This is a genomic window from Cycloclasticus pugetii PS-1, assembly GCF_000384415.1.
Lineage (GTDB): Bacteria > Pseudomonadota > Gammaproteobacteria > Methylococcales > Cycloclasticaceae > Cycloclasticus > Cycloclasticus pugetii.
Genome location: NZ_ARVU01000001.1, coordinates 2,077,435 through 2,101,667, shown reverse-complemented (window position 1 = coordinate 2,101,667; position 24,233 = coordinate 2,077,435). Strand labels below are relative to the sequence as shown.

Genomic DNA, 24,233 nt, shown 5'->3' with positions numbered 1-24,233 from the left:
TTTTTATGACCTTGCTGCGCTGTAGCGCTGTTTTATACGAAATTTCAGATCAACAATAAAGTGTCTAAGCATGAATGGAAAAATTGATTTCCTAATGTTTTTTATTGTTGGTGTATAACCTAGTTCTCTTGTTCGTATGATGTTCATCTCCTCAATGCCTATTTTATCCATTTCGGCAGATGTTTTTTGTTGAGAGTGAACACGGAACGCGCCTAAAAATTGAGGAATATGGCCAAATGTAGCGCCTACATTGTAAAAACGCATCAATAAATCCCAGTCCATAGCAAATTGGAAAGACTCATCTATTTTGCCACCTGCCTTTTCCCAAATGGAGCGCCTCCAAAATAAGGTCTCTTGAGGTATATAGTCAGCCCAAGCTAAAGTCTTTTCGCAGTGGTCAGGTAAAATCCATCTGCCAATTTCCATGTCATCATCATCAATCATCAATCGATTGCCATATACTACATCAATATGGGGGTGTTGGTTGAAATATTCAATAACGGTGTTTATTGCACCTGGTAATAATAAGTCATCGGAATTCAGCCAAGCCATAATCTCCCCCGATGTGTTCAAGAACCCACGGTTGATAGCTTGAGATTGTCCGTTATCAGGTTCTGATTTCCAGCCTGTTAACAGGTGTCCATTTTTCTTAAGGACCTCTACAGTACCATCGGTCGAGCCACCGTCTTGTATGAAGTACTCAAGGTTAGGGTACTCTTGGTTTAATACACTGTTTATGGTTCTTTCTATAAAGTTGGCTTGTCCATATGATGGTGTAACGATAGAGAGTTTAGGTGAATGTGTCAGTACTACTTTATCGTTAGGCGGAGTTTTTAATGGCCTAGGAGAGTATTGCCTCAACCAACCTAAACGCGGACGGGCGAGGCGGTTAAATTTTAACTTAAAGTAGATTGGTATAATCTTGCAGCGGTGTATTAGCTGTCTACAAATTGATTTGGATAGCTCATATGCGACGGCTTGTTTTTCAAGCAATACAGTTTTTTGTTCTTGAATAACACTTTCTTTTGTTTGCAATTCTTTTAACTGCTCTTGTATTACGGCTTGTTTTCCAAGCAATGCAGTTTTTTGTTCTTGAATAACACTTTCTTTTGTTTGCAATTCTTTTAACTGCTCTTGTATTACGGCTTCTTTTTCTTCTAACCCTGCTATAAGCTGGTTAACATGGGAGCATATTGATTGATATGATTTTTTGGATTGTTCATTAATAAACGTTTTTATGTTGTTGAAATCAAAACGTTGGTGAACAAAGAATACATTTCCCCAGTCACCGCTTATGGACCAGGGCATGTTTCTTTCAATGACTTCGATTGAGCCGTTTCTACGCACAATAACTGATTCTGGATAACCATTGCTTTCTGCCCATATCACTAAGTCTTCTAAAGTATAAGAATTCGCGCCACTTGTTTCGGGTAAGTCGTTCCAATACTCAGCCATGATAATGGTTGGTCGTAAACTACCTAGTCCGTGTAGAACATTCAAATCATGACCGTCGGTATCTATTTTTAGAAAGTCAATTTGCTCGGGCTTGCCACTAAAAAAATCTTTCAGCGTACATGTTTTAACTTCTACTATTGTGTTGCTTCTATTTACCGTGGAAGAGTCCCCCAGGTCACTCAATGTGTGATGGTAGTCCAGCTCATTTCCATCGTTATCAGTAGCCACATGAAATTGTGCGGAGCCTGTTTCATTTGAAACAGCGTAGGGGTTGATTGAAACGACATTAGACGCTTCATATTTTTTGCGGAGGTTATCAAGGTGTCGAGGTAAAGGTTCAAAACCGTCAACTTTACCAGCGCCCGATTTGATGGCTAAGTCTATAAAACTACCGCGTTCGACACCGATATCGACGACATAGGGTTGCTTAAATTGAGAAAAAAACTCCCTAGCTATATTGTATTCTATTTCCTGACCGTATTCATCCATCGTGATGTATCCATTTTGTTGTAGCCAAGTTGAAAAATCTTCTTGGGTTTGTTGATATATTTGTTTTTCGATACCGCTGAGGTGTGCGGGGTCGGGCTGAAACGTTCTATGTTGCCCGAGTACCATATCTTTGGGAGAATAAGAGTTTGATTCTGAGGTCTGTTTGCATGTAAATTTTTTATCAATTTTATGCAACATAAGTTCATCTTCATGCAGTTGTAGGTGCGGACTTATATTGTTAATTAACTCCTTTATCTCGACTAACGTTGATTCTTTGTTGCTGTTCGCAATTTCATAGCGTATTGATATGTCGGCACTGCTCGTCCATTGCTTGTGTGCATCTAGCCAAGAAGTAATTTCATCAGAAGAGTAATGTAAGTCAAATTTTCTGTAGCAACTAACTGCCACTGCTCTAATGTCCCTGAAAGAATAGATGGTTAAATCAGCATGTTCTGCAAGTGTTTTGCTGTAATGATGGCACTTTGCTAGACAAATACCTTTAGAGGTTGTGAAGGCACCTTCAGCATCTTGGTCATCTGGCGCTATCCACAGTGTTTGCACGTCATTATCACTTAAGAGTTCTGCAGCGACATTGAATATCCACGTCGTCATGGAGCGTGGCATGCCACAAATAATGATCTTTAAGTCTGGAGGCATATTTAAGAGGATGCTAAGCTGAAAGCCGACTGAATGCAGATGTTGGGCTAACAGAATACCCGAAGGCTTCCAATATATCTTGGAACTCGAGCTCTAGAAATTGTTGCGTTTCAGCTGACAGCTTTTTTTTATAATTCCCCGGGTGAACTTGTCTTACATGACTTTCTTCTTTTTCAGTTTCAGGGAAAACATCATATTTATTAACAATTTTTGTGAGAATTTTTTCTTCAATAACCCATCCATACTGTTGGCAGATGTTTTTAAGGAATGATAGTTTGTCGTAAATGATGTCTTCGTACCTATAGATAACGCAATTGTCTTGGGAAAGGATTTCTTTGTAGCTTTTGATTCGCTTAATATGTGATTTATATTTTTCTTTCACAAATGCTTCGATGTCTTGGGCGTCTGCGCTCTCTCTTCTTTTTAACCAAACCTCACGAAGCAGGCCTTTTTTTGGTATGGCGTGTGATTTTTTTCTTGAAAAATACATGGAAACTAAAGCGTCCATTGGGTTTCTTATTAGTAATATTTTTTTATGGTTATTTAAGTTCTCTAATTTGTATGCCTGTGGAAAAAAACGGAACCCACCATACAGGTAGCCTTTGGGTTTAAAAAATAGTTTTGAGTTGGGGATTTCTGAGTTTGGCATTATCCCATTAATAAACATTTGGTCTTGCATGCTAAAGTATGTAAGGCCAGCATGGGGCGCTAAATCACTTAACATATTAAACAATAGGGTGCTGCCAGATTTATGAAGGGAAAAGGCATAAACGCTGGGGGCTTCAGATGTAGAGGGTGGTAATGTTAATTGGTTTAAAAATTCTTCAATATCTCTCATTTTATCATTCCCATGGGTTTGAGTTTTTTTGTGGTTTTGTGGTTTTTGATCGATAAAATTCAATGGCTTGTTTAGGCGAGCCATCAAAAACTAAAGTGCCTTTGTTAAGGACTATGGCGCGATCACAAAAACCGTCAATGGAGCTCATGTTGTGCGTAACTAGGAGAATAGTGGTTCCATTTTTTTGTAATTTCTTTAAATGCTCTTTGCATTTATCTTGAAAGAAGGAGTCGCCAACGCTTAAGGCTTCATCGATAATTAAAATATCTGGCTCTAGAGCGATTTGAACTGAAAAAGCAAGGCGAGCTTTCATTCCGCTAGAGTATTCCTTAATAGGTTGGTTAACTGCATTACCAATGCCAGAGAAGGCTATGATTTCTTCAAGTTTATTTTTGATTTGTGATCTGGTTAAGCCAAAGAGGAGACCATTGAAATAGATGTTTTCGATGCCGGTGTAATCCAAATTAAACCCACTGCCTAGCTGAAGCAGGGCAGCAATTTTTCCTTCAATTTTAATGGTGCCACTAGTTGGCTTTCTAGTGCCAGTTAGTAATTCTAATAGAGTGCTTTTCCCATCCCCATTTCTTCCAATAATAGCAATGGACTCTCCTTTGCTAACACTGAAAGACACGTCTTTGACAGCCCAGAGTTCTTTGATCCCTTTTTTATAGGAGCTAAAAAACATACAGAGTATTTTAGATAAATGGGAGTGGGATATGTTGTAACACTTGCTTAAGTTGGAAACGGTGATGCAGGTTAAGTCGTTCATATTAAATCAGCAAAGTGTTTCCTCATGGACATAAAAAACAAGTATGCCAAACAAGAGGATATTAATGAAAGAACAAAATAAATAGCTAAAGCCGAAAAGTCTGGTGCTGAATGATTGAAAACAATAGTTCTCATTTGCTCTACTATCAGTGATATTGGGTTGATGGTTATTAATGCATCTAATATATAAGGAGGGTTCTCGAATCGATATAGAACAGGGGAGATAAATAATATTCCACGGGCAAGTAGTCCTGTTATTTGTTCGATGTCTCTTGAGAGCGTCCCTAAGGCCGCAATTAACCAGGAGAGGCTTAAGAGCATCGGAAAGCAAATAGCTATCAATAAGGGAATGTAGAAAGTCTGAATAGGAGGGGGGGCGACTAGTACAGCGTAAGCAATTAATAGAATGTTCAGCGAAATAAAAAGATGAAGTAATGATGAAATGCAAATAATGACAGGTAAAATTTCAACAGGGAAGATGACTTTTTTTACGAGTGTTTGATTTTTTAAGATAACTCGGACAGATTTCGTAATACATTCAGATGTTGCAAAATAAATGATTAGGCCGGAAAAGAGCATTAAAACATACTCTCCGTTATCTATAGGCATGCCATTTCGGGCTCCTCTTAACCCAAAGCCGAAAACTAAACTATACATTGCAAGCATAATTAAGGGCGTTATAAACGCCCAAGCGAGCCCAAAAATTGAGTCAAGGTAACGTGATTTGAAGTCCCTTTTTAATAACTCAAAAATAAGGCTTTTATGGTTATAGGCTGTTGTTAGCAATGGGTTAACATCCGTGATTTATAATTTAAAAAGCGATAGTAATTAAATAAGCTTAGGTCTTCTTTTTTGCAAATTTTAATGTTGTTTACGTCGAGCCTAGTTTTTTTGATACGTTTTTTATGAAGACGTGGTTTTAGTGGGGCCAAAGGTTTAGTAGCTTTTTTGTTGGTCTTTTTCAATTATCGTATAATAACGTATTACTGCTTTATCTGTCAGTAATGGAAGCGAATTACTTGATTGGTTATTCGCAATACTTTTGCCGGAAGGTTTGTTTGTATTGAATTGCAAAAGTGTTTTTATGAATGAGTGAATGCCTTTTTATTAAAAAGTGGATGTAGAGTGGATGACGAGTTAAAAATTAGTATCGCAGTGCCGTCATATAACTATGCTTGTTTCTTAGAGGAGGCTCTTGCTAGTATTAAAAGGCAATATTACGCTAATTATGAGGTATTAATTGCTGATGGCGGTTCTGTCGATGGATCGTTGGAAATTATTGAGAGGTTTTGCGGTGAAGACGAAAGATTTCGATTAATAAGTAAAAAAGATGCTGGGCAAGCAGATGCTATTTCTAAAGCATTTCAGTTTGCATCTGGTGACATCTTGTGCTTTTTAAATGCAGATGACTGCTATCTGGATGATGATGTGTTTGGTTTGGTGGTTAATGCTTTTAAGCTAAATCGATCGACCGAAATAATTAGCTTTGGTGGGGCTTATATCGATATAGATGGGAATTGGATGAAACGTATAAATTATCGTTACCACCCTTTAGATAGTTTTGATTTGATGCCTTACCGAACCGCGGTAATACAACCGGCAACCTTTTGGAAAAGACATGTTTACGATGAAAATGTGTGGCCCAAAGAGTTTAACTATGTGTTTGATGTGGTGTTTTTTTACAATGCTTTTTTGAAGCATTCTTGGTTAGAGGTCTCAAATATAGTTGCTGGGTACAGGTTGCATGATAATAATAAGTCACTAACAGTGAGGTCGAGTAGGGTCTTTGAGTTAGCGGCTTTCGAAAGAATTAAGTTTGGAGAAAAGTCTTTTCGAGCTCAATATTTGTTTAAAATAGCCAGAATTCTACAGCGTCATGGTAAACGAAAACTTGGTGGACTTGAGCTATCAAAAGCGATTTACTTTATCGTAAACACAGTGGCCTATATAAGTGTTTATAGGCTGCCTAGTATTTGAATGGTTAAGACTTAATGTTTCGATGTCTCTTTATAAATTATATAGGAGCAGAAATAGCGTATGAAAAGAAATTTATTAATAATTGCGTGTAAATAAAAATATGGGAAAAAGATGAATAAGAGAGCTTTAATTACAGGCGTAACGGGCCAAGATGGGTCTTATCTGGCTGAGTTGTTATTAGATAAAGGGTATGAAGTTCATGGTATTAAGCGCCGCTCATCTTCATTTAATACTGAACGAGTTGACCATATTTATCAAGATCAACACATTGATAATCCAAAGTTTTTTTTGCACTATGGTGATTTAACTGATACGTCCAACCTTACGCGTATTTTGCAACAAGTTCAGCCTGATGAGGTATATAATCTCGGGGCTCAGAGTCATGTGGCTGTGTCTTTTGAGTCACCAGAATATACGGCAGATGTTGATGCGATGGGCACGTTACGGATATTGGAAGCGATTCGTATATTAGGTTTAGAAAAGAAAACGCGTTTTTATCAAGCCTCTACATCAGAATTGTTTGGGGAAGTTCAAGAGGTTCCTCAAACGGAGAAGACTCCTTTCTACCCGCGATCACCTTATGCTGTGGCCAAGATGTACGCCTATTGGATTGTAGTTAACTACCGTGAAGCTTATGGTCTGTATGCGTGCAATGGTATTTTGTTTAATCATGAGTCGCCTCGTCGTGGTGAAACTTTTGTTACTCGTAAGATTACTCGGGCCTTGAGTAATATTTCTCAAGGCTTAGAGGAGTGCTTGTTCCTAGGTAATATGGATGCGCTACGTGATTGGGGGCATGCAAAAGATTATGTGCGTATGCAATGGATGATGTTGCAGCAGGAAACTGCAGAAGACTTTGTAATTGCTACGGGAAAGCAAATTTCTGTGCGTGAGTTTGTGCGACTCTCAGCTACTGAGCTGGGCATTGAATTAGAATTTAGTGGGGAAGGTTTAAATGAAGTAGGGATAGTTAGATTTCTATCAGATGAGTCATTGCCTGGTGTTAAGGTGGGAGATGTGATTGTCAAAGTTGACCCGCGTTATTTCCGTCCAACTGAGGTGGAAACTTTGTTGGGCAATCCAGCAAAAGCCAAAGAAAAACTCGGCTGGGTACCAGACATTACGGTTGAACAAATGTGCGCTGAAATGGTGGCTCATGATCTTGATATTGCAAAACGTCATGCTTTATTGAGATCGCACGGGCATGATGTAGCGATAGCCGTAGAGAATTAAGATGGCTGCAAAACGAATTTTTATAGCAGGTCATGAGGGTATGGTCGGTTCAGCAATTGTCCGTCAACTACAGCAGGAAAAAGGCGTTGAGCTGGTTACGCGGACACGTCGTGAGTTGGACTTGGTGTCGCAGGCAGACGTGACTACATTTTTTCAACAAGAAAAGATTGACCAAGTGTATTTGGCGGCTGCTAAAGTGGGAGGGATATATGCGAATAATGAATACCCGGCTGAATTTATTTATCAAAACCTGATGATTGAGACAAACATTATTCACCAGGCCTATGTAGGGGGTGTAAAAAAGCTACTATTTCTTGGTTCATCTTGTATTTACCCTAAGTTGGCAAAACAGCCCATGCAAGAGTCCGAGTTATTGACGGGGATCTTAGAGTCTACTAATGAGCCATATGCTATTGCTAAGATTGCAGGCATTAAGTTGTGTGAATCTTATAATCGCCAATATGGTGTTGATTATCGTTCGGTGATGCCAACTAATTTGTATGGTAAAAATGATAACTTCCACCCTGAAAATTCACATGTGATACCTGCGATGATGCGCCGTTTTCATGAAGCAAAATTAGCAGGTGACCAAGAAGTAACCGTTTGGGGTACAGGCAAGCCAATGCGTGAGTTTTTACATGTTGATGATATGGCGGCAGCTAGTGTTTTTGTGATGAACCTAGATAATGCAATGTATCAAGCTCATACAGAGCCGATGTTGTCGCACATTAATGTTGGTACAGGGGTTGATTGCACCATTCGTGAATTGGCAGAAACAATGGCTAAGGTTGTAGGGTTTGAAGGGAAGTTGATATTTGATGGTAGCAAGCCAGACGGTACGCCTCGTAAATTGATGGAGGTGACGCGATTAAAACGGCTAGGCTGGAGCGCGGGCACAAGTTTAGAGGCCGGCCTAGAAAGGACATATGAATGGTTTGTGAATGCAGCGGAATCTTTACGAAGTTAATCGACCTTGATTTGCTTTAATGTAAGCGATAAGCCCTTGGGCAAGAGAACATGTTCGGCTTTATAGTGATGAAAGTTTCGATTGTTACAGTTTGCTATAATTCCTCCTTAGTCATACGGTCATCTATTGATTCAGTACTATCTCAGTCCTACACTGACATTGAATATATTATTGTTGATGGAGGGTCCAACGATGGGACACTCAAAATTGTAAATCAATTTGCTGATCAAATTCATCACGTAATTAGTGAGCCAGATAAGGGGATTTACGATGCGATGAATAAAGGGATAGAGCTAGCAACAGGTGATATAATTGGTGTCCTGAATTCCGATGACTTTTACTCTAGTCCAGATGTTATTTCTAAAGTAGTGAATGTATTTAAGCAAAATGAGGGTATTGCTTTATTGTCTGGTAATGTCGATTTTGTTTCGGAACGTAATTTAATTAAGCCTGTTCGAAAGTACTCTTCTTTTAACTTTTCGCCTTGGAAGATGCGGTTTGGGTTTATGCCTGCCCACCCCGCGACATTTATTAAGAAGGCAGTATACAATGAAGTTGGTTTGTATAAAGTAGGGTATAAAATTGCTGCTGACTTTGATATGTTTATTCGAGTACTAGTGAAGCATAAGTTTAAGTACACAAAATTAGATAAGACGTTAGTTAGAATGAGGTTAGGAGGTGCCAGTACGTCAGGCTTTAAAAGCTATTGGGTCTCAACCAAAGAGATAGCCCGTTCATTAAATGAAAATGGTGTGTATTCAAACTTCTGGTTTGTATTCCTTCGCTTGCCGATAAAGTTTTTTCAGTTATTTAACCCTTGGGGTTAGCTGATGAGTAGGGTTTTAGTTACTGGCGCTACAGGGTTTATTGGGCGGGCTGTGACGGAGAGGTTGCTCTCAAGCGGACACTCTGTCGTGGCGGCGGTTCGTCAAAGTTCCGGTATTCTGGGGTTAGGTGTCAAGGTGGTAGAGGTTGGTAATACTTCGGCACAAACTGATTGGCGTCAGGAATTAAATAAGGTTGATGTGCTTATTCATTGTGCTGGGCGTGCTCATATTATTAATGAGATGGTTACCGACCCTTTAGCTGAATTTCGACAGATAAACACGGCGTCAACATTAAATTTAGCGAAACAAGCGGCTGAGGTGGGAGTTCGACGATTTGTTTTTATAAGTTCTATAAAAGTTAATGGTGAGCTGACGGTAAAAGAGGCTTTCTGCCCTGATGATATATTTGTTCCAACTGACCCATACGGATTATCTAAATATGAAGCTGAACAAGGTTTGTTGGCTTTAGTAAAGAGTACAGATATGGAGGTTGTTATTATTAGGCCAACACTAGTGTATGGTTCTGGCGTCAAAGGTAATTTTGCTAGTCTGCTAAAATGGATTGAAAGCACAGTTCCTTTGCCTTTTGGTGCTATTGATAATAAGCGCTCGTTAGTGGCTTTAGAAAACTTGGTTGATTTTATTATTCATTGTATTGATCACCCAAGAGCTGCAAATGAAATCTTTTTGATTTCAGATGGCGAAGATGTGTCAACAACTGAGCTAATACAGAAGGTCTCAAATGCCTTTGGCAAAAAGGCGTTCTTACTGCCTATTCCTGTGACTTGGATGAGGTTTGTGGCAAGGGTGATGGGTAAGACAGATGTGGTAAATCGGTTATTTGGTTCTTTGCAGGTGAATAGTTCTAAATCTCGGAAACTACTTGGCTGGGAGCCAGTTATTACGATGGATGAACAGTTGAAGAAAACAGTGAAGGCGTACTTGAATGAAAAGGCTCGCTGATTTAATTTTGGCTATCAATGCTGTTATTATTTTTTTTATTCCCATTTGTGTTGTGACTATTTTGGTTAGACTAACGTCAAAAGGGGGGGCTTTATATTGGTCCGATAGAGTAGGCATTAATAATGATGTTTTTAAAATGCCTAAATTCCGTAGCATGAAAACAGATACGCCCGCAGTTGCCACTCATTTGCTAAAGGATCCTAAAAGTTTGTTAACGCCAATTGGTGGTTTTTTGCGCAAATCAAGCCTAGATGAGCTGCCGCAACTATGGTGTATTTTAAAAGGAGACATGAGCTTCGTGGGGCCTCGTCCAGCGTTGTTTAATCAGGGTGACTTGATTGCCCTACGGACTAAAAATGGTGTTCATGAAATGTTGCCTGGTTTAACAGGTTGGGCTCAGGTTAATGGTCGAGATGAGCTGCCTATATCCAAAAAAGTAGAGCTAGATGTTGAATACAAGCATCGGCGCTCATTTTTCTTCGATATTTATATCCTTTGGTTAACGTTTCTCAAGGTGCTTAAAAGAGATGGTGTTTCCCATTAATTTAATGGGCACGTGATTCTGGGTTGCTATTTTTACGAATTTAGTCAGGAAAAAAGCTGGTAGTCTTTTTTCTTTGCTAGACTTAGCGATTATCGATAGTTTTAAGGAGCAAGGACGTTGAAAGTTCGAAAAGCAGTAATCCCCGTTGCGGGCTTAGGGACGCGCGTTTTACCCGCTAGTAAAGCGATCCCAAAAGAAATGATGCCAGTAGTGGATAAGCCGGTTATTCAATATGTGGTTGAAGAAGCTGTTGCCGCGGGGATAAAGGAAATTATTTTGGTGACGCGTGCGGGTAAATCAACAATAGAGGATCACTTTGATGCGCATTATGAGCTTGAGGCTGAGTTAGCACGTAAAAATAAAATGGCGTTGTTGGCGGCTATTCAAAATATTGTCCCCCCAGAAGTATCGATTATTTCAATTCGGCAACCCGAAGCAAAAGGCCTTGGGCATGCAGTACATTGTGCTGCGAGCATGGTTGGCGGCGAACCATTTGTAGTTATTTTACCTGATGTGTTGGTGAATAACGGGGGTGATAAAACGAATGACTTAATGAGAATGGTTGTTGAGTTTGAAAACACAGGTGCGGCTCAAATTATGGTCGGCGAAGTGCCAGACGATAAAGTTCAATTATATGGTATTGCCGACTGTGGAGGTGTGGCCCCAGCGTTTGGCGAATCAACAGCTATTAAAGGGCTGGTCGAGAAGCCAAAGCAAGACGAATCGCCTTCAAATTTAGCCGTTATTGGTCGTTATGTGCTACCTGGGAAGATTATGAGTTTGCTGGCTGACGGTAAGCCCGGTGCGGGTGGCGAAATACAACTCACGGATGCTATTGATGCTCTATTAAAATTGGAGCCAGTGGAGGCCTATAAAATGATGGGTGATACATATGATTGTGGAGAAAAACTGGGTTATTTAAAGGCTAATCTTGCCTATGGTTTACAGCATAGTGACACGGCCAACGGTTTGAGACAGTTTATCAACGTGTTAGCTAATGAGCATGAATAGTGGTGAGGTAAAAGCATGGGTTGATCTTCAGTCGCACGCTGAAGAAATGAAGGGATTGCACCTATCTGAGTTATTTCGTCTAGAGGCTGATAGGTTTGATGAGTTTAGTTTTTCTACCGAGAGTTTTTTATTAGATCTTTCAAAGCAGCGGATTACCAAAGACACATTGGGTAAATTAACGGCCTTAGCTGAGCAGCAAGCGCTGGGCGAATGGATTGAAAAATTATTTACTGGAGAGCAAGTCAATGTATCGGAGGGGCGTTCTGCGTTGCATACTGCGTTACGGCTCCCCAAAGAAGAAACCCTTAAGGTTAACGACAGGGTTATTACGGAAGATATCCATGCTTCCTTAGAAAAAATGGCGTTATTGGTTAGGCAGATCCAGCAGGCTCAGTGGCGAGGTTTTGATGGTCGACCTATTCGGTCAATTGTAAATATTGGGGTTGGAGGTTCAAACCTTGGGCCGTTAATGGCTTGTGATGCATTAGAGCAATATACGCCTGCTGAAAGCAAGCAACTTGATATCCATTTTGTATCATCAATGGATGGGAGTGAACTAGAAAAGCTACTTCCTTTATTAGAGCCCGCGACAACATTATTTATTGTGGCCTCTAAAACATTTAGCACAATTGACACCTTGGCAAATGCTAATACGGCTAGGGAATGGTTGTTAAAAGCAGGTGGGAAGTCTGTAGACTTAATTAATCAACATCACTTTATTGCAGCAACTGGGAATATCCGTGCGGCACAATCATGGGGGGTTCCCGAGAAAAACCAATTATTATTTTGGGATTGGGTTGGTGGGCGATATTCTTTGTGGTCAGTAATAGGGTTGCCTATTGCGCTTAAAGTTGGTATGGAAAATTTTCGTGCGATTCTTAAAGGTGCTCATGCAATGGACAGGCATTTTAGAGAGACGAGCTTTGATAAAAATTTGCCCGTTTTATTAGGCTTGGTTGGCGTTTGGAATATTAACTTTTTGAATATTCATGCACACACAATTTTGCCTTATGATGGACGTCTTTCACATTTACCATCCTATTTACAACAGTTGGAAATGGAAAGTAACGGGAAAAGTGTCAATACCAAGGGAGAGCGGCTTAATTACCGAACCTGCCCAGTGTTATGGGGTGAAGTCGGCTCGAATGCACAACACGCGTTTTATCAGCTTTTACATCAAGGTACTGAATTGGTGATGTGCGACTTTATTACCACAGCGGTACGCTATGAAGGCGAAGGTGAAGAGCTTCAGCTGCAGCATCAGTTATCGCTTGCTAATTGCTTGGCGCAATCTAGGCTTCTGGCCTTGGGCGCCGAATCGGAAAATGATTTAGGTTATCAGCATTACGATGGCAATCAGCCTAGTAGCACGATTATGTTGGATGAGTTAACCCCAGAAACGTTTGGCGGACTGATTGCTTTATATGAGCATAAAGTGTTTGTGCAGTCGGTGATTTGGGAAATAAACCCGTTTGATCAGTGGGGCGTGGAAAAAGGCAAAAAGCTAGCTTCATCATTATTACCAGAGTTTCAGTCACAGGTGAGTGGGGACCTGGATTCATCTACTAGGGGATTGATTCAGCGTGTTCAACGTCAACAGGCTCAGTATGAAAGTTAATGTGTATGGTGCGGGGCTTTCTGCCTGGGTTGCGGCGACATGCCTAGCTAAAGTAGGAAACGATGTAGTTATTTGCGGTGTGTCGCAAGGTGAATTAGGAAAGATTCCGACGGTTCGTGATGAGCCGAATTTATTGCAACAGTTAGAAGCACAGATTAGTAGTGGCCGACTTAGTCGGCGTAACGAAGGAGTGCAGCCAGAGGCTAATATTCATTGGCTTGCCTTTCAGCCAGACCAGCAATACAAGGCTGAGCAAGTGATGGAGCGGCTTTCTCAATCAGCTCAAAATGATATGCTGGTCGTTAATCAATGTAACTTTGCGGTGGGAGCGACACGTGACCTGCAAACTCGATTAAAAGGGAAAGGCTATGTGGTGTATATCCCCGATAATTTACAAGAAGGTTCGGCGATCCAGGGTTTTAGTCAACCTAACGGGATCGTTTTGGGGCTAGATCATCATAAGGCATTAGTTAAGGCTCGAGCTTTATTAAGGCCGTTTAGTGAGGGCTTGAATACACTGCAGTTAATGACAACTCGTGAAGCTGAATTTACCAAATTTGCTATTACAGGCATGCTCGCTATTCGTTTAGGTTATGTTAATGAATTGGCTAATCTGGCAGATCAGTTAGGTGTGGATATTAGCGTTGTTCAAGAAGGAATGAGGGCTGATACAAGGATCGGTGAGCATTACTTGTCGCCGGGCTGTGGTTTTGGAGGGCAGAACTTCCATGCTTATGTCTCTAAGTTCTCTGGCATTTTTCAACAGCAGAAGCAACAGCAATCATTATTAAAAGCAGTTGTTGACGAAAATGAAGTGCAAAAAGAGTTGCTGTTCAGAAAATTGTGGCAACACTATAATGGTGCTTTGGAAGATAAAGTGGTTGCAATTTGGGGGTGTTCATTTAAGTCAGGAACAGCCAGCATTGATAATGCGCCCAGCTTAAAAATAATTAATGCACTGGTTGCGCAAGGGGTTCAAGTTAATATTCATGACCCAGAAGCAATGCCAAATATAAAAAGTTATTATGCAGGTGAGGCATTGATCCGTTATTGTAAAGAACCGATGGATGCAGCAGCTGGTGCCGATGCGTTATTACTCGTTACTGAGTGGCCGCTTTATTGGTCACCTGATTATGAGCAACTTGCTAAATGCATGAATGATCGTTTGATCATTGATGGGAGGAATGTTTTTGATAAAGAGGTCGTTAAACAGCACGGGTTTTATTATTTAGGAGTAGGTCGGTAGAGGTGTGAGTTAAATATGGATATTTTTTCACTTCCAGGTTGGTTCATTAGTCGAAGCAGGCGGATAAAGCGTGCGGTTACGCTGCTATTTGATTTTATTGTTATTACGTTGGCTTTATGGGTATCCTTCTCACTACGGCTAGGTGAGTTTTATTGGCCCGAAGGCAGCGTAATTTGGTTGTTTGCTGTTGCGCCTTTTATAGCAACACCTATTTTTATTAGATTGGGCTTGTATCGAGCGATTATTAGATATATTGGCTTTCACTCTTTATGGGTTGTGGTTAAGGCGGTCTCTCTTTATAGCTTGCTTATTGCTTTTTTTGTTGTGTTGGCGAATATTGAAGTTGTGCCGCGTTCAGTTCACATTATTAATTGGTTGGTGGCTCTCCTTATGGTTGGTGGAAGTCGAATGGTGGTGCGTTGGTGGCTGGCAGGGTTGGCTCCTGCGAATGTAAATGCAGCTCGTAATGTGGTCATTTATGGTGCGGGCTCGTCAGGTATGCAAGTGCTTGGGCAACTAAATGTAAAAAGTGGTATGAAAGTAGTGGCCTTTATTGATGACGAGCCATCACTTCATCGGCGGCAAATGGGTGATGTTCGTGTGCACCCGTTCTCACATTTGAGCCGACTTATTGAGCGACATGGAGTGAAGGATGTGTTATTGGCGATGCCCTCAGTGTCACGGTCTCGCCGTAACCAAGTTATTGCTTTGTTGGAGCCTTACCCAGTAACTGTGAAAACGTTACCAACATTAGCTGAAATTGCCGAGGGTGAAGTAACGGTTGATGATATAAGAGACGTTGAAATTGAAGATTTATTAGGCCGTGATCAGGTATTGCCTAATAAATCTTTGATGGCGAAAAACATACATAATAAAGTTGTGATGGTAACGGGGGCAGGTGGCTCAATCGGAGCTGAACTGTGTCGTCAAATCTTGCAGCAAAAGCCAAAAGAGATTGTTTTATTTGAACATAGCGAGTTTGCTCTTTATATGATAGAGCATGATTTAAAAAATCAGCCGATCAGCGAAGAAGTGGTCATTAAGCCTGTCTTGGGGTCGGTAACGGATTCAGATCGAGTTTTATTAGCTTGTCAGGCGGCGCACGTTGAAACGGTATATCATGCTGCAGCCTATAAGCATGTGCCATTAGTTGAGAAAAACCCAAGAGAAGCAATTAAAAACAATATTCTGGGGACCTTATATACAGCTGAGGCAGCATTAAAGTCGAAGGTTAAGGACTTTATACTGATCTCAACAGATAAGGCTGTGCGGCCTACTAATACGATGGGGGCTTCAAAAAGAATGGCTGAATTGGTTTTGCAGGCATTAAGTAATAAGCATAGAGGCGTATCTGCAACACAATTTGCGATGGTGCGTTTTGGCAATGTGCTCGGCTCGTCAGGCTCCGTCATTCCTCTGTTTAAGAAGCAAATAAAAGAAGGTGGTCCAGTGACTGTGACGGACCCTAAAATTATTCGTTACTTTATGACAATCCCTGAGGCAGCCCAATTGGTTATACAAGCGGGTGCCATGGCAAAAGGTGGCGATGTGTTCGTTTTAGACATGGGCGAGCCTGTTAAAATATTAGAATTGGCAAAGCGAATGATTCATTTAAGTGGACTAGAAGTTAAAGAAGATGATACGCCGCACGGAGACATCGAAATAAAGTTCACCGGGTTACGCCCGGGTGAAAAGCTGTATGAAGAGTTATTGATCGGTAATGATGTGAAAAATACAGACCATGAAAAAATCATGCGGGCTAATGAAAGTATGATTCCTTGGGAAGAGCTGAATATTCTTATTAGACGTTTGCAGCAAGCGATTAATGACAATGATGATGTTGAAATTAGAGCGGTATTATCAGAAGCAGTGGTTGGTTATAAACCACAATGTGCTATTGCGAATGTGCTTCATTAGACGGTTTTAGTTCGATTTTATAAAGTTTTGTAACTTAACATTGTGATTTAGATAAAAAATAGATAGAATACGCGGCTCTTTGATAGACCCGCATCTCGAGTGAGTGGAATTAAGAAATGAAAACATTTAGCGCAAAAACAGAAGAAGTAGAACACGATTGGTATGTTGTTGATGCCGAAGGTAAAGCGCTGGGGCGCTTAGCCACAGAAATAGCACGCCGTTTACGCGGTAAGCATAAGCCTGAATATACACCTCACGTTGATACGGGCGATTACATTGTTGTCATTAACGCTGAAAAAATTGGTGTGACAGGCAATAAAGAAAAAGACAAGATGTATTATCATCACACAGGTTACATTGGTAACTTAAAGTCTGTTTCTTTAGGTAAGCTTCGTGAAACACACCCAGAGCGTATCATCCAATCAGCTGTTAGAGGCATGTTGCCGAAAAACACATTGGGTCGAAATATGTTCAAGAAAATGAAAGTATTTGTTGGCGCTGAGCATACGCATCAAGCCCAACAACCTAAAACATTAGAACTATAACAAGAGTTTATTATCATGGCACAAACCCAATATTATGGAACTGGTCGTCGTAAAAGTTCAGTTGCACGTGTTTTTGCACGTCCTGGCAAAGGCGAGATTAAAATTAACAATGCAACGCTAGATACTTATTTTGGCCGCGAAACTGATCGTATGATTGTTCGTCAGCCACTAGAAACAGCAGAAGCAATGGAGAAATTTGACCTTCTTATCACTGTAAAAGGTGGTGGAACATCAGGTCAAGCCGGTGCTATTAGATTGGGGATTACCCGCGCATTAATGGAGTTTGATGGCGAGTTACGTCCTGCCCTTCGCAAAGCAGGTTTTGTAACACGTGACTCACGTGAAGTTGAGCGTAAAAAAGTTGGTCTTCACAAAGCGAGAAAACGTCCTCAGTACTCAAAACGTTAATCGTATTGATTCAAATAAGAGCGAAAGTTCTTACCGTTTTAAAAAAAGCCCATTATTAAAATGGGCTTTTTTTGTGCAAAAGGAAAAGAAATCGGTGTGTTGGTATCTTTTTAAAGGTTGGTCTATACTTCAAACATGATTATTTAGATACTGATTGATGGCAGACTATAAAGAGAAGTATAGGCGTGCATTAAAAGAGCTGGATGAGTCCGAGCAAAAGGCGACGGATAGTATTCAGGCGTTGTATCAAGTACTAATGTCGATATTAAAAGGAGTTAAAGGGCACCATAAGGCAATAGATAAAGCGATTAACTCGTTACCTAGGAATACGCCCAATGGTGAAGGAGCACCTGTTGAAGCATTAAGTCGTGTAAGAGACTTAGTGATAAGCTATTTTGATAAAGACGATTTACGTTCAGCAATTACCACGTTAGATATTCTGTTAGAAAATTTAAAAATGTCAGATGTATTGGGTGATGATGTTGAAATCTTGCAAAAAGATGCCGCTAAGATTCGTACTCCAAATGAGTTAAAAGCTTTTACCCGAAAAGTCGTTAATTTAATAGTTGGGGCGCTTTTTGATAATAGTGGTCCTTCAATTAAAGCTTCTTTAAACGGATTAAAGGGTGATCTAGCACGTCAATTAGGAAGTCTTGAAGCATTAGACGCCGGGCTTGCAGAGTCGATTAAGGTGGCTGGGTTGCATAAAGATATTGAGAGGATGGCTAACTTATCTGACCTTAGTACTTTTCATAAAGAAACTTTTGATGTGCTAGGAAACGGCATTGTAAACAAGAATGAGCTCATTGTTGAGTTCTCTGGGCTTGTTGAAACAGTTATTCATAAGTTGGCTGAACTTTCTTCAGATCTTAGGCAAGCAGGAGCTGAAGAAGCAGATGAATTAAAAGATCGATGGCGGTTGACTGAGTTGATGGGTGGTCAGGTTAAAACATTGCAAGAGTCGGTGTTGCAAGCAGATAATTTAGCGTTATTAAAGGCCTTGCTGATCAAACGCCTTGCTGAGTTTAGTCAAACAGTCTCTGAATTTACCGAGGTAGAAAGGCGTCGAGTAGATGAAGTCGAAGGGTATGCATTTTCCGTAGCGAATAAATTAAAAAAAATGGAGTTACAAGTACAAGAGCTGAAATTATCGCTAATACAAGCACATGAAGAAGCACTGGTTGATGTGTTGACGGGGGTTGCAAATAGGCGAGCGTTTGATGAGCGTATTAGGCTCGAGTACGAGCGCTGGAAACGAAATGCAGAGCCTTTGGTGTTGGCCGTGTTAGATATTGACCGTTTTAAAAAAATTAATGATACGTATGGGCACTCTGTAGGTGACAAGGTGTTATGCACGATTAGCCAGTTAATTAATAAGCAGGTACGAGAAAGTGATTTCTTTGGTCGAATTGGCGGCGAAGAATTTGCTGTTATTTTTACAGGTAGTGACCTTGATAGTGGGTTAAAAAGGTTAGAGCAATTTCGAAAAAGTGTAGAAGATTGTAAGTTTGGTTATCAAGGTAAACGACTTACAATAACAATGTCTGTTGGTTGTGCCGAGTTTGCTCCTGGAGATACGGTAAGTGATGTCTATGGAAGGGCTGATCAGGCCTTGTATAAAGCTAAAAGTTTAGGAAGGAACCAATGCTTGAGTGAGCGGGCAATATAATCCTTAAATGTTTGGCGTAGTTAGCGGCGCGCTTGTAATGTCGTTATGGCTTGATGAGTGCTTAAAAAAATATTTTCCGTGCCTATCTTTTTTAGAAACTCAGTATCTTTCAGCTTATCCATAACCGGACCTTTTATTTCAGCTAAGTGTAGCTGAATGTTGGCTTTTTCAAGTCGGTAAAGAATGTCACTTAAGGATTGTAGCGCGCTGGTGTCAATAAAGCTTATCGACTGACAAATAAGTACAATATGGTTAATCGACTGGTTGTCCGCAACCAACCCCATAATATTGTCTTCAAGGTAGTTTGTGTTAGCAAAATAAAGGTTTTCGTCAACGCGTATGGCAAGAATTTCTTTATCCGTTTTTACTTTATAGCGCTTGATGTTTCTATAATGCTCAGAGTTTCCCACTTGCCCAACTACAGCAATATGAGGTTGGCTGCTTCTATGTAGGTATAAGCCAATAGAGATAATAATGCCAGCCAGAATGCCGCTTTCTACATTAATAAATAACACAGTAAGAAAAGTTATTAACATCAAAGTGGCCTCTGTACGGTCGTAGCGCCATGTGTGTTTAAGGGTGTGTGTGTCAATGAGAGGTAGTACGGCAAATATAATAACTGCACTGAGTGCAGCCTTTGGTAAAAAAAAGAATAAGGGTGTTAAAACAGACAGAGTCAAACCAACTAAACAAGCCGTAATAATAGACGCCAAGGGGGAGTTAGCGCCGGCGGTGAAATTAACCATCGAACGACCAAAACCTCCAGCTACTGGATAGCCACCACTAAGAGCTGATGAGACATTGGCAGCACTGAGTCCTAAGAGTTCCTTATTCGCATCGATTTTTTGTCGTTTCTGCCCAGCCATGGATTTTGCAATAGAAACACTTTCTAGATAACCAATTAAAGCGATAAGCAGAGCAGAGGGAAGGAGTTGTTTAAATAGTTGCTCATCGTAATTAGGCAGAATAATATGAGGAAGCCCTGGTGGAATATAACCAACCACGGATACCTCAAATCGTGTATTTAAATGGAAATAATAAACAACAAGAGTGCCAGTAACGGCAACAATAAGAGGGCCCGAATTCGATATAAACTTTATGCTGTTAGGGTTAAATGCTCTTTTCTTTAAGAGGTTTGCTAAAGGGCCTTTAAACCACCATAGAAGCATTAAGCTGCAAACTCCGAGGATGCTTGTTACTAGGTGTCCTTGGGGAAGTTGGGTAACGATATGGGTTATAGCCTGGTAAGGGGCGAGCCCTTCGGTGATGTTTAAACCAACAATATGTTTTACTTGGCTTAAGGCGATAATGATAGCTGAGGCGCTAATAAACCCGGAAACAACGGGGTGACTTAGAAAATTTATAATACTACCTAACCTAGCTGCTCGCATTAATAGCAATATGATGCCAGTTAATAAAGCCAGAGTGTTTGCTGCGTTTATTACTTCGTCAATATTGCTGATGCCTAATTCGGCGATAGTGGCGCCTGTCATTAACGACATAATACCGACCGGCCCAATGGCCAATGTTCGACTACTGCCGAAAGCGGCGTATAAAATGATTGGAAGAACGGATGAATACAGGGCTACTTCGGCGGGGAGCCCTGCCAACAGACCATAGGCCATAGATTGAGGAATAAGGACAATAGCAACAATGACGCCAGCAATTAAATCCCCCTTTAATTGAGCGGTTTGGTACGTCTTGATCCAGCTTGGTAGAAGCATGATGTAAAACCTTATTGCGCCGTATTTTTATCATTCGTAACGCACCTGAGCTAAATGCAGGGGTAACGTTCTTTGACAGGATTTATAGGTATATTAAATTAGCATAAATATATAATAACTTTATTAAGCTGTTGTTTAAAATTGACTTCAATCATTTTTTTTGCTGCAATGCAATAAAATTATAATAAAATCAATCAGTTAAAAAATATATATTGTTGCTTTTTTGCAAAAACACTGTATTATTCATTTTAAGAGCAAGGAGAGGGGAAAGACAGTTTCTTTTGTAGTTAGAAGAGCTGCATAAAAAATAATAATAAAAATAAAAACTAGGGGGCTTTTAGCCCCTTTTTTTTGCCTGAAATAAATGTCCTGGAGGCTTTGGTTTAAAGCGTTAAGGTTTGGGTCCCCTGTTCACTGGCAAGCAAAACAGTATCAGCCGACCGGTTAGCGAATAGGCCAGTTGTTACAACACCGGTAATGTTATTGAGTGTGTTTTCCAGTTTCATTGGCTCTAAAATATCTAAACGGTGAATATCTAAAATGACGTTGCCGTTATCAGTAATAAAATTTTCTCGCCAGACGGGCTGACCACCAAGTGCTGATATGGTTCGAGCCACATAACTTCTAGCCATCGGAATGACTTCTACAGGTAGCGGAAATTTGCCCAATCGAGAGACTAACTTGCTGTGGTCGGCAATACAAATAAAGTGTTTGCTGGCGGCGGCAATAATCTTTTCACGGGTCAAGGCACCACCGCCTCCTTTTATGAGTTCTAAATTCGTATTAATTTCATCGGCTCCATCAACATAAATATCTAAAGTGCCCACGGCATTTAAATCAAGAACCGGGATGCCTAAAGCCAATAATCTTTCTGTGCTGGCCTCTGAACTTGAAACGGCACCTTCAAATTGATGCTTAAGAGGAACCAATAAATCAATAAAGTGGTTGACCGTTGAGCCGGTACCAACGCCTAAAATACGGCAGTTCTTTACGTACGGGATAGCGGCTTGTGCGGCTAGTTTTTTTAAGTCGTCTTGCATGAGTAAAAGATTGGCGTTAGTTGTTAAGAAGTATTCGTATGATATATCGCATCTAAGCGTAGTTAGAAGCTATTTAATCATCATTTTTTATAATGCATCGGATGAGTCGCCTAGTAGGCGTTGTTTTGCCTTGGCTGAAAAGCAGACCACTCCAAGCTCTGTGACGATGGCATCTAATGGAACATCCCAGGCTTCAGGCTTAATAGTATCAACCATTTGCAGGCTATAAGCGATACCCACTAAGAGCGGTTTTTTTTTGCATGCCGGACTCAACATAAAATTGAGTGTACGGTCATAGTAGCCGCCACCCATACCTATGCGATGGCCTAGCTGGTCAAAACCCACTAAAGGAATGAGTATGCTGGTTAATAATTTAGCAGGTAAATAGAGCTGTTTGGCAGGCTCGGGGATATTGAATCGATTGTTTTCCAATGGATCGCCCCATAGATAAGAAGAGAATCTAAGTCTTTGCTTATTTAAAGCCGGGAGATAGTGTTTGCAGCGGGTCTTTGAGCAAGCTTGTATGAATAAATCGAGTGTTGGTTCACCATCATTAGCGAGGTAACTCGCAACACTTGAGGAGCGAAGAAGAAGCCCTGTTTTTAACAAATGTTGGTTGATACTGTAATCAAATCGGGCTCTATCAGAGGTCGAAATAGTGTTACGTCTGCGTCGTAATGATTGTCTTAAGGAAGGTATTAATTGGGTCATAAAATAGGGCGCTTCCCGCCAGTGCCGTATTCAGGTTTCTACCTTGAACCGATAGGTTCAAGTGGGAGTCGGACATTTGCATTAGGCTTCTCTATGTAGAGCGTGCACACCAACAAAATGATCTGTCTTCCCGGGTAGGTAATTAGGTCCAAGGGCATTTCACCTTAACTCGAACACCGCAGGAAACGCACTGACAGTGTAACCCTATGAAAAAAAATTAACAGTATATTTTTTACATTTAAAGAGAGATAAAAAATATTTTTATTATTTTACAGCTGATCAAGATGTTTTCTAAAGAGTGTAAAGCCGCTTCGTTTTGCAGCTAAGGTTAAACAGATTGCGGTTGATATCGTATGAAGCCTATCTAATTTAATGAGTAGGGCAAATTAAAGTTAAAGTAGGAAAACTATTTACCGAAGGCGTCTATGGCAAAGTCTAGTTTATTTTGAAGGGCGATTATTTTGTCACTAATATTTAAAGAGGCGCCGCTTTTTTTTTGGTTTTCAACTAAAAAATCATGTGTGATATTGAGGCCAGCCATTACGGCTATGCGGTCTAAGCCTACTACTCGTCCGGATTTTTTAATGCTTTGCATTTTTTCATCTAAAAACCGAGCAGAAGACTCAAGCCCTGCTCGCTCATTTTCAGAGCAGCTGACTCGGTATTCTTTATCTAGTAGGTGTAAGGTGACAGTCGTGGAAGTTGACATGCTTATATTTCCATTAATTTAAGCCTAGAAATCATTGACTCAATACGCGTTTTAGCTTTTTCAGTTTTATCCATTAAAGCACTGCGTTGTTGAATGAGATCGGCTTGCTGGCTCTTGAGTTGTTGGTTTTCTTCATGCAGGTTTTGGCACACTTGAACAAGTGCGTCAATTTTCTGCTCAAGGTGTTGCAAGTCAATTTCTGGGTTTTGTTCTTTATTCACAAGATAAATAGTAGGTGTGATTGCTGAGAAGGTCAATACCGTTAGTAATATAGTCGGTAAGTTTTGGTGCCTCGGTCACGTAATGATAGCATAGCCACATTGATAAATTGTTTGGAGTGGGCAGTGAAACGTTTAGGTAATTATGAGGATTTGCAGTTAATTTTTGATGAGCATGATGCTGGTATGAATGTGTCTGAAGCACATGGCTTGGCGTCAGGCATGCTATGTGTGCAATTTGATGCAGACTTTAATCGTTGGATAAGTGCAATATTTGATACGGAAGATCAGCTAAAAGCCTTAACGAATGAGGATAAGCAAGGCTTAATTGGTTTGTTTCAAGGTACATTGGAATTGCTCAAAACCGATGAGTTTATTTTTGACTTGTTGCTACCCGATGAGGAAGAACGGATTGGTGTGCGGGCAGTTGCCATGAGTGAATGGTGCCAGGGTTTTTTATATGGCGTGGCTTATATGGGGGTCGGTGATGATAAAGATTGGAGTGAGGACTGTAGAGGCATATTAAGAGATTTAATGGAGATTTCACGTTTAGATGCCGACAACTCAGATGAGTCAGATGAGCAAGCGTTTATGGAGTTACAAGAATACGTGCGGATGGGCGTGCAAATTTTAATGCAAGAACTGCAACCAGATAGCGATTCATCAACGGAACAACCAACGCTTCACTAGCGAGATATA

At 40.5% G+C, this 24,233-nt stretch carries 23 protein-coding genes and 1 other RNA gene; 14 read left to right on the top strand and 10 right to left on the bottom strand.

Features of this window, described 5'->3' with window-relative positions; genetic code table 11:
* Positions 1-3 precede the first annotated feature (3 nt).
* The 4 genes from CYCPU_RS11860 to CYCPU_RS0110240 all read right to left on the bottom strand — a co-directional run bounded on the left by CYCPU_RS11860 (position 4) and on the right by CYCPU_RS0110240 (position 4,993).
* Positions 4-2,601 carry an FkbM family methyltransferase gene (locus CYCPU_RS11860; RefSeq protein WP_020162649.1) on the bottom strand — a complete coding sequence of 866 codons (2,598 nt, stop codon included), beginning with the start codon at positions 2,599-2,601 and terminating at the stop codon, positions 4-6.
* A gap of 13 nt (positions 2,602-2,614) precedes the next feature.
* Positions 2,615-3,439 carry a sulfotransferase domain-containing protein gene (locus CYCPU_RS0110250; protein ID WP_016390475.1) on the bottom strand — a complete coding sequence of 275 codons (825 nt, stop codon included), beginning with the start codon at positions 3,437-3,439 and terminating at the stop codon, positions 2,615-2,617.
* A 4-nt stretch (positions 3,440-3,443) separates the two neighbouring features.
* Positions 3,444-4,124, bottom strand: coding sequence for an ABC transporter ATP-binding protein (locus CYCPU_RS11775; protein WP_016390476.1), 681 nt, complete (start codon positions 4,122-4,124; stop codon positions 3,444-3,446).
* A gap of 80 nt (positions 4,125-4,204) precedes the next feature.
* Positions 4,205-4,993, bottom strand: a complete 789-nt coding sequence (locus CYCPU_RS0110240; RefSeq protein WP_016390477.1) for an ABC transporter permease — start codon at positions 4,991-4,993, stop codon at positions 4,205-4,207.
* Positions 4,994-5,299: 306 nt separating this feature from the next.
* Here CYCPU_RS0110240 and CYCPU_RS0110235 point away from each other — a divergent pair, with 306 nt between their 5' ends.
* The 13 genes from CYCPU_RS0110235 to CYCPU_RS0110175 all read left to right on the top strand — a co-directional run bounded on the left by CYCPU_RS0110235 (position 5,300) and on the right by CYCPU_RS0110175 (position 19,132).
* Complete coding sequence (locus CYCPU_RS0110235; RefSeq protein WP_198003974.1) at positions 5,300-6,184, top strand: glycosyltransferase; 885 nt, start codon at positions 5,300-5,302, stop codon at positions 6,182-6,184.
* 111 nt (positions 6,185-6,295) lie between these two features.
* Positions 6,296-7,417: a GDP-mannose 4,6-dehydratase gene (gmd, locus tag CYCPU_RS0110230; RefSeq protein ID WP_020162648.1), complete on the top strand. Its 1,122-nt coding sequence runs from the start codon at positions 6,296-6,298 to the stop codon at positions 7,415-7,417.
* 1 nt (position 7,418) lies between these two features.
* Positions 7,419-8,384, top strand: coding sequence for a GDP-L-fucose synthase (gene fcl, locus CYCPU_RS0110225; RefSeq protein ID WP_020162647.1), 966 nt, complete (start codon positions 7,419-7,421; stop codon positions 8,382-8,384).
* 68 nt (positions 8,385-8,452) lie between these two features.
* On the top strand, positions 8,453-9,211 hold the full coding sequence (locus tag CYCPU_RS0110220; protein WP_033422368.1) for a glycosyltransferase family 2 protein: 759 nt from the start codon (positions 8,453-8,455) through the stop codon (positions 9,209-9,211).
* A gap of 3 nt (positions 9,212-9,214) precedes the next feature.
* Positions 9,215-10,174: a UDP-glucose 4-epimerase family protein gene (locus CYCPU_RS0110215; protein WP_020162646.1), complete on the top strand. Its 960-nt coding sequence runs from the start codon at positions 9,215-9,217 to the stop codon at positions 10,172-10,174.
* Positions 10,158-10,718 (top strand): sugar transferase, encoded by a 561-nt coding sequence (locus CYCPU_RS0110210; protein ID WP_016390483.1) that lies wholly within the window; start codon positions 10,158-10,160, stop codon positions 10,716-10,718. Before CYCPU_RS0110215 ends, CYCPU_RS0110210 begins: the two co-directional genes overlap by 17 nt.
* A 117-nt stretch (positions 10,719-10,835) precedes the next feature.
* Positions 10,836-11,729: a UTP--glucose-1-phosphate uridylyltransferase GalU gene (gene galU / locus CYCPU_RS0110205; RefSeq protein WP_020162645.1), complete on the top strand. Its 894-nt coding sequence runs from the start codon at positions 10,836-10,838 to the stop codon at positions 11,727-11,729.
* Positions 11,722-13,347, top strand: a complete 1,626-nt coding sequence (gene pgi, locus CYCPU_RS0110200) for a glucose-6-phosphate isomerase (protein ID WP_020162644.1) — start codon at positions 11,722-11,724, stop codon at positions 13,345-13,347. Before galU ends, pgi begins: the two co-directional genes overlap by 8 nt.
* A complete protein-coding gene (locus CYCPU_RS0110195; RefSeq protein WP_020162643.1) occupies positions 13,337-14,593 on the top strand; it encodes a nucleotide sugar dehydrogenase in 1,257 nt (418 codons plus the stop codon). Before pgi ends, CYCPU_RS0110195 begins: the two co-directional genes overlap by 11 nt.
* Before the next feature lie 15 nt (positions 14,594-14,608).
* Positions 14,609-16,510 carry a polysaccharide biosynthesis protein gene (locus CYCPU_RS0110190; protein ID WP_020162642.1) on the top strand — a complete coding sequence of 634 codons (1,902 nt, stop codon included), beginning with the start codon at positions 14,609-14,611 and terminating at the stop codon, positions 16,508-16,510.
* A 116-nt stretch (positions 16,511-16,626) separates the two neighbouring features.
* Positions 16,627-17,055, top strand: coding sequence for a 50S ribosomal protein L13 (gene rplM, locus CYCPU_RS0110185; protein WP_015006772.1), 429 nt, complete (start codon positions 16,627-16,629; stop codon positions 17,053-17,055).
* A 15-nt stretch (positions 17,056-17,070) separates the two neighbouring features.
* Entirely contained in the window at positions 17,071-17,463 is a 393-nt protein-coding gene (gene rpsI / locus CYCPU_RS0110180) for a 30S ribosomal protein S9 (protein WP_015006771.1), read from the top strand.
* 157 nt (positions 17,464-17,620) lie between these two features.
* Positions 17,621-19,132: a GGDEF domain-containing protein gene (locus CYCPU_RS0110175; protein ID WP_020162641.1), complete on the top strand. Its 1,512-nt coding sequence runs from the start codon at positions 17,621-17,623 to the stop codon at positions 19,130-19,132.
* A 20-nt stretch (positions 19,133-19,152) separates the two neighbouring features.
* On the opposite strand, the gene CYCPU_RS0110170 is transcribed toward CYCPU_RS0110175, so the two are convergent.
* The 6 genes from CYCPU_RS0110170 to CYCPU_RS0110150 all read right to left on the bottom strand — a co-directional run bounded on the left by CYCPU_RS0110170 (position 19,153) and on the right by CYCPU_RS0110150 (position 23,537).
* Entirely contained in the window at positions 19,153-20,856 is a 1,704-nt protein-coding gene (locus tag CYCPU_RS0110170) for a SulP family inorganic anion transporter (protein WP_020162640.1), read from the bottom strand.
* A gap of 383 nt (positions 20,857-21,239) precedes the next feature.
* Positions 21,240-21,896 carry a ribose-5-phosphate isomerase RpiA gene (gene rpiA, locus CYCPU_RS0110165; protein ID WP_020162639.1) on the bottom strand — a complete coding sequence of 219 codons (657 nt, stop codon included), beginning with the start codon at positions 21,894-21,896 and terminating at the stop codon, positions 21,240-21,242.
* A gap of 87 nt (positions 21,897-21,983) precedes the next feature.
* Entirely contained in the window at positions 21,984-22,607 is a 624-nt protein-coding gene (locus tag CYCPU_RS11965; protein ID WP_083856997.1) for a 5-formyltetrahydrofolate cyclo-ligase, read from the bottom strand.
* Positions 22,608-22,615: 8 nt separating this feature from the next.
* Positions 22,616-22,795: non-coding RNA, 6S RNA (gene ssrS, locus CYCPU_RS11960), on the bottom strand.
* A 218-nt stretch (positions 22,796-23,013) separates the two neighbouring features.
* Positions 23,014-23,316, bottom strand: a complete 303-nt coding sequence (locus tag CYCPU_RS0110155) for a cell division protein ZapA (RefSeq protein ID WP_015006766.1) — start codon at positions 23,314-23,316, stop codon at positions 23,014-23,016.
* A 2-nt stretch (positions 23,317-23,318) separates the two neighbouring features.
* The gene (locus CYCPU_RS0110150) at positions 23,319-23,537 is read right to left on the bottom strand and encodes a TIGR02449 family protein (RefSeq protein WP_015006765.1); all 219 of its coding nucleotides are present in this window, start codon (positions 23,535-23,537) and stop codon (positions 23,319-23,321) included.
* Between the two features lie 123 nt (positions 23,538-23,660).
* Here CYCPU_RS0110150 and CYCPU_RS0110145 point away from each other — a divergent pair, with 123 nt between their 5' ends.
* Positions 23,661-24,224 carry a UPF0149 family protein gene (locus CYCPU_RS0110145; protein WP_015006764.1) on the top strand — a complete coding sequence of 188 codons (564 nt, stop codon included), beginning with the start codon at positions 23,661-23,663 and terminating at the stop codon, positions 24,222-24,224.
* Positions 24,225-24,233: the final 9 nt, after the last annotated feature.

Bases quoted from the DNA above. Each gene is read 5' to 3' on its own strand.
- CYCPU_RS0110250 (WP_016390475.1), bottom strand. From the start codon at position 3,439: ATGAGAGATATTGAAGAATTTTTAAACCAATTAACATTACCACCCTCT.
- rpiA (WP_020162639.1), bottom strand. From the start codon at position 21,896: ATGCAAGACGACTTAAAAAAACTAGCCGCACAAGCCGCTATCCCGTAC.
- CYCPU_RS0110190 (WP_020162642.1), top strand. From the start codon at position 14,609: ATGGATATTTTTTCACTTCCAGGTTGGTTCATTAGTCGAAGCAGGCGG.
- gmd (WP_020162648.1), top strand. From the start codon at position 6,296: ATGAATAAGAGAGCTTTAATTACAGGCGTAACGGGCCAAGATGGGTCT.
- CYCPU_RS0110155 (WP_015006766.1), bottom strand. From the start codon at position 23,316: ATGTCAACTTCCACGACTGTCACCTTACACCTACTAGATAAAGAATAC.
- CYCPU_RS0110195 (WP_020162643.1), top strand. From the start codon at position 13,337: ATGAAAGTTAATGTGTATGGTGCGGGGCTTTCTGCCTGGGTTGCGGCG.
- CYCPU_RS0110220 (WP_033422368.1), top strand. From the start codon at position 8,453: ATGAAAGTTTCGATTGTTACAGTTTGCTATAATTCCTCCTTAGTCATA.
- CYCPU_RS0110210 (WP_016390483.1), top strand. From the start codon at position 10,158: ATGAAAAGGCTCGCTGATTTAATTTTGGCTATCAATGCTGTTATTATT.
- CYCPU_RS11860 (WP_020162649.1), bottom strand. From the start codon at position 2,601: ATGCCTCCAGACTTAAAGATCATTATTTGTGGCATGCCACGCTCCATG.
- CYCPU_RS0110215 (WP_020162646.1), top strand. From the start codon at position 9,215: ATGAGTAGGGTTTTAGTTACTGGCGCTACAGGGTTTATTGGGCGGGCT.
- rpsI (WP_015006771.1), top strand. From the start codon at position 17,071: ATGGCACAAACCCAATATTATGGAACTGGTCGTCGTAAAAGTTCAGTT.
- CYCPU_RS11965 (WP_083856997.1), bottom strand. From the start codon at position 22,607: ATGACCCAATTAATACCTTCCTTAAGACAATCATTACGACGCAGACGT.
- pgi (WP_020162644.1), top strand. From the start codon at position 11,722: ATGAATAGTGGTGAGGTAAAAGCATGGGTTGATCTTCAGTCGCACGCT.
- CYCPU_RS11775 (WP_016390476.1), bottom strand. From the start codon at position 4,124: ATGTTTTTTAGCTCCTATAAAAAAGGGATCAAAGAACTCTGGGCTGTC.
- CYCPU_RS0110170 (WP_020162640.1), bottom strand. From the start codon at position 20,856: ATGCTTCTACCAAGCTGGATCAAGACGTACCAAACCGCTCAATTAAAG.
- CYCPU_RS0110175 (WP_020162641.1), top strand. From the start codon at position 17,621: ATGGCAGACTATAAAGAGAAGTATAGGCGTGCATTAAAAGAGCTGGAT.
- rplM (WP_015006772.1), top strand. From the start codon at position 16,627: ATGAAAACATTTAGCGCAAAAACAGAAGAAGTAGAACACGATTGGTAT.
- fcl (WP_020162647.1), top strand. From the start codon at position 7,419: ATGGCTGCAAAACGAATTTTTATAGCAGGTCATGAGGGTATGGTCGGT.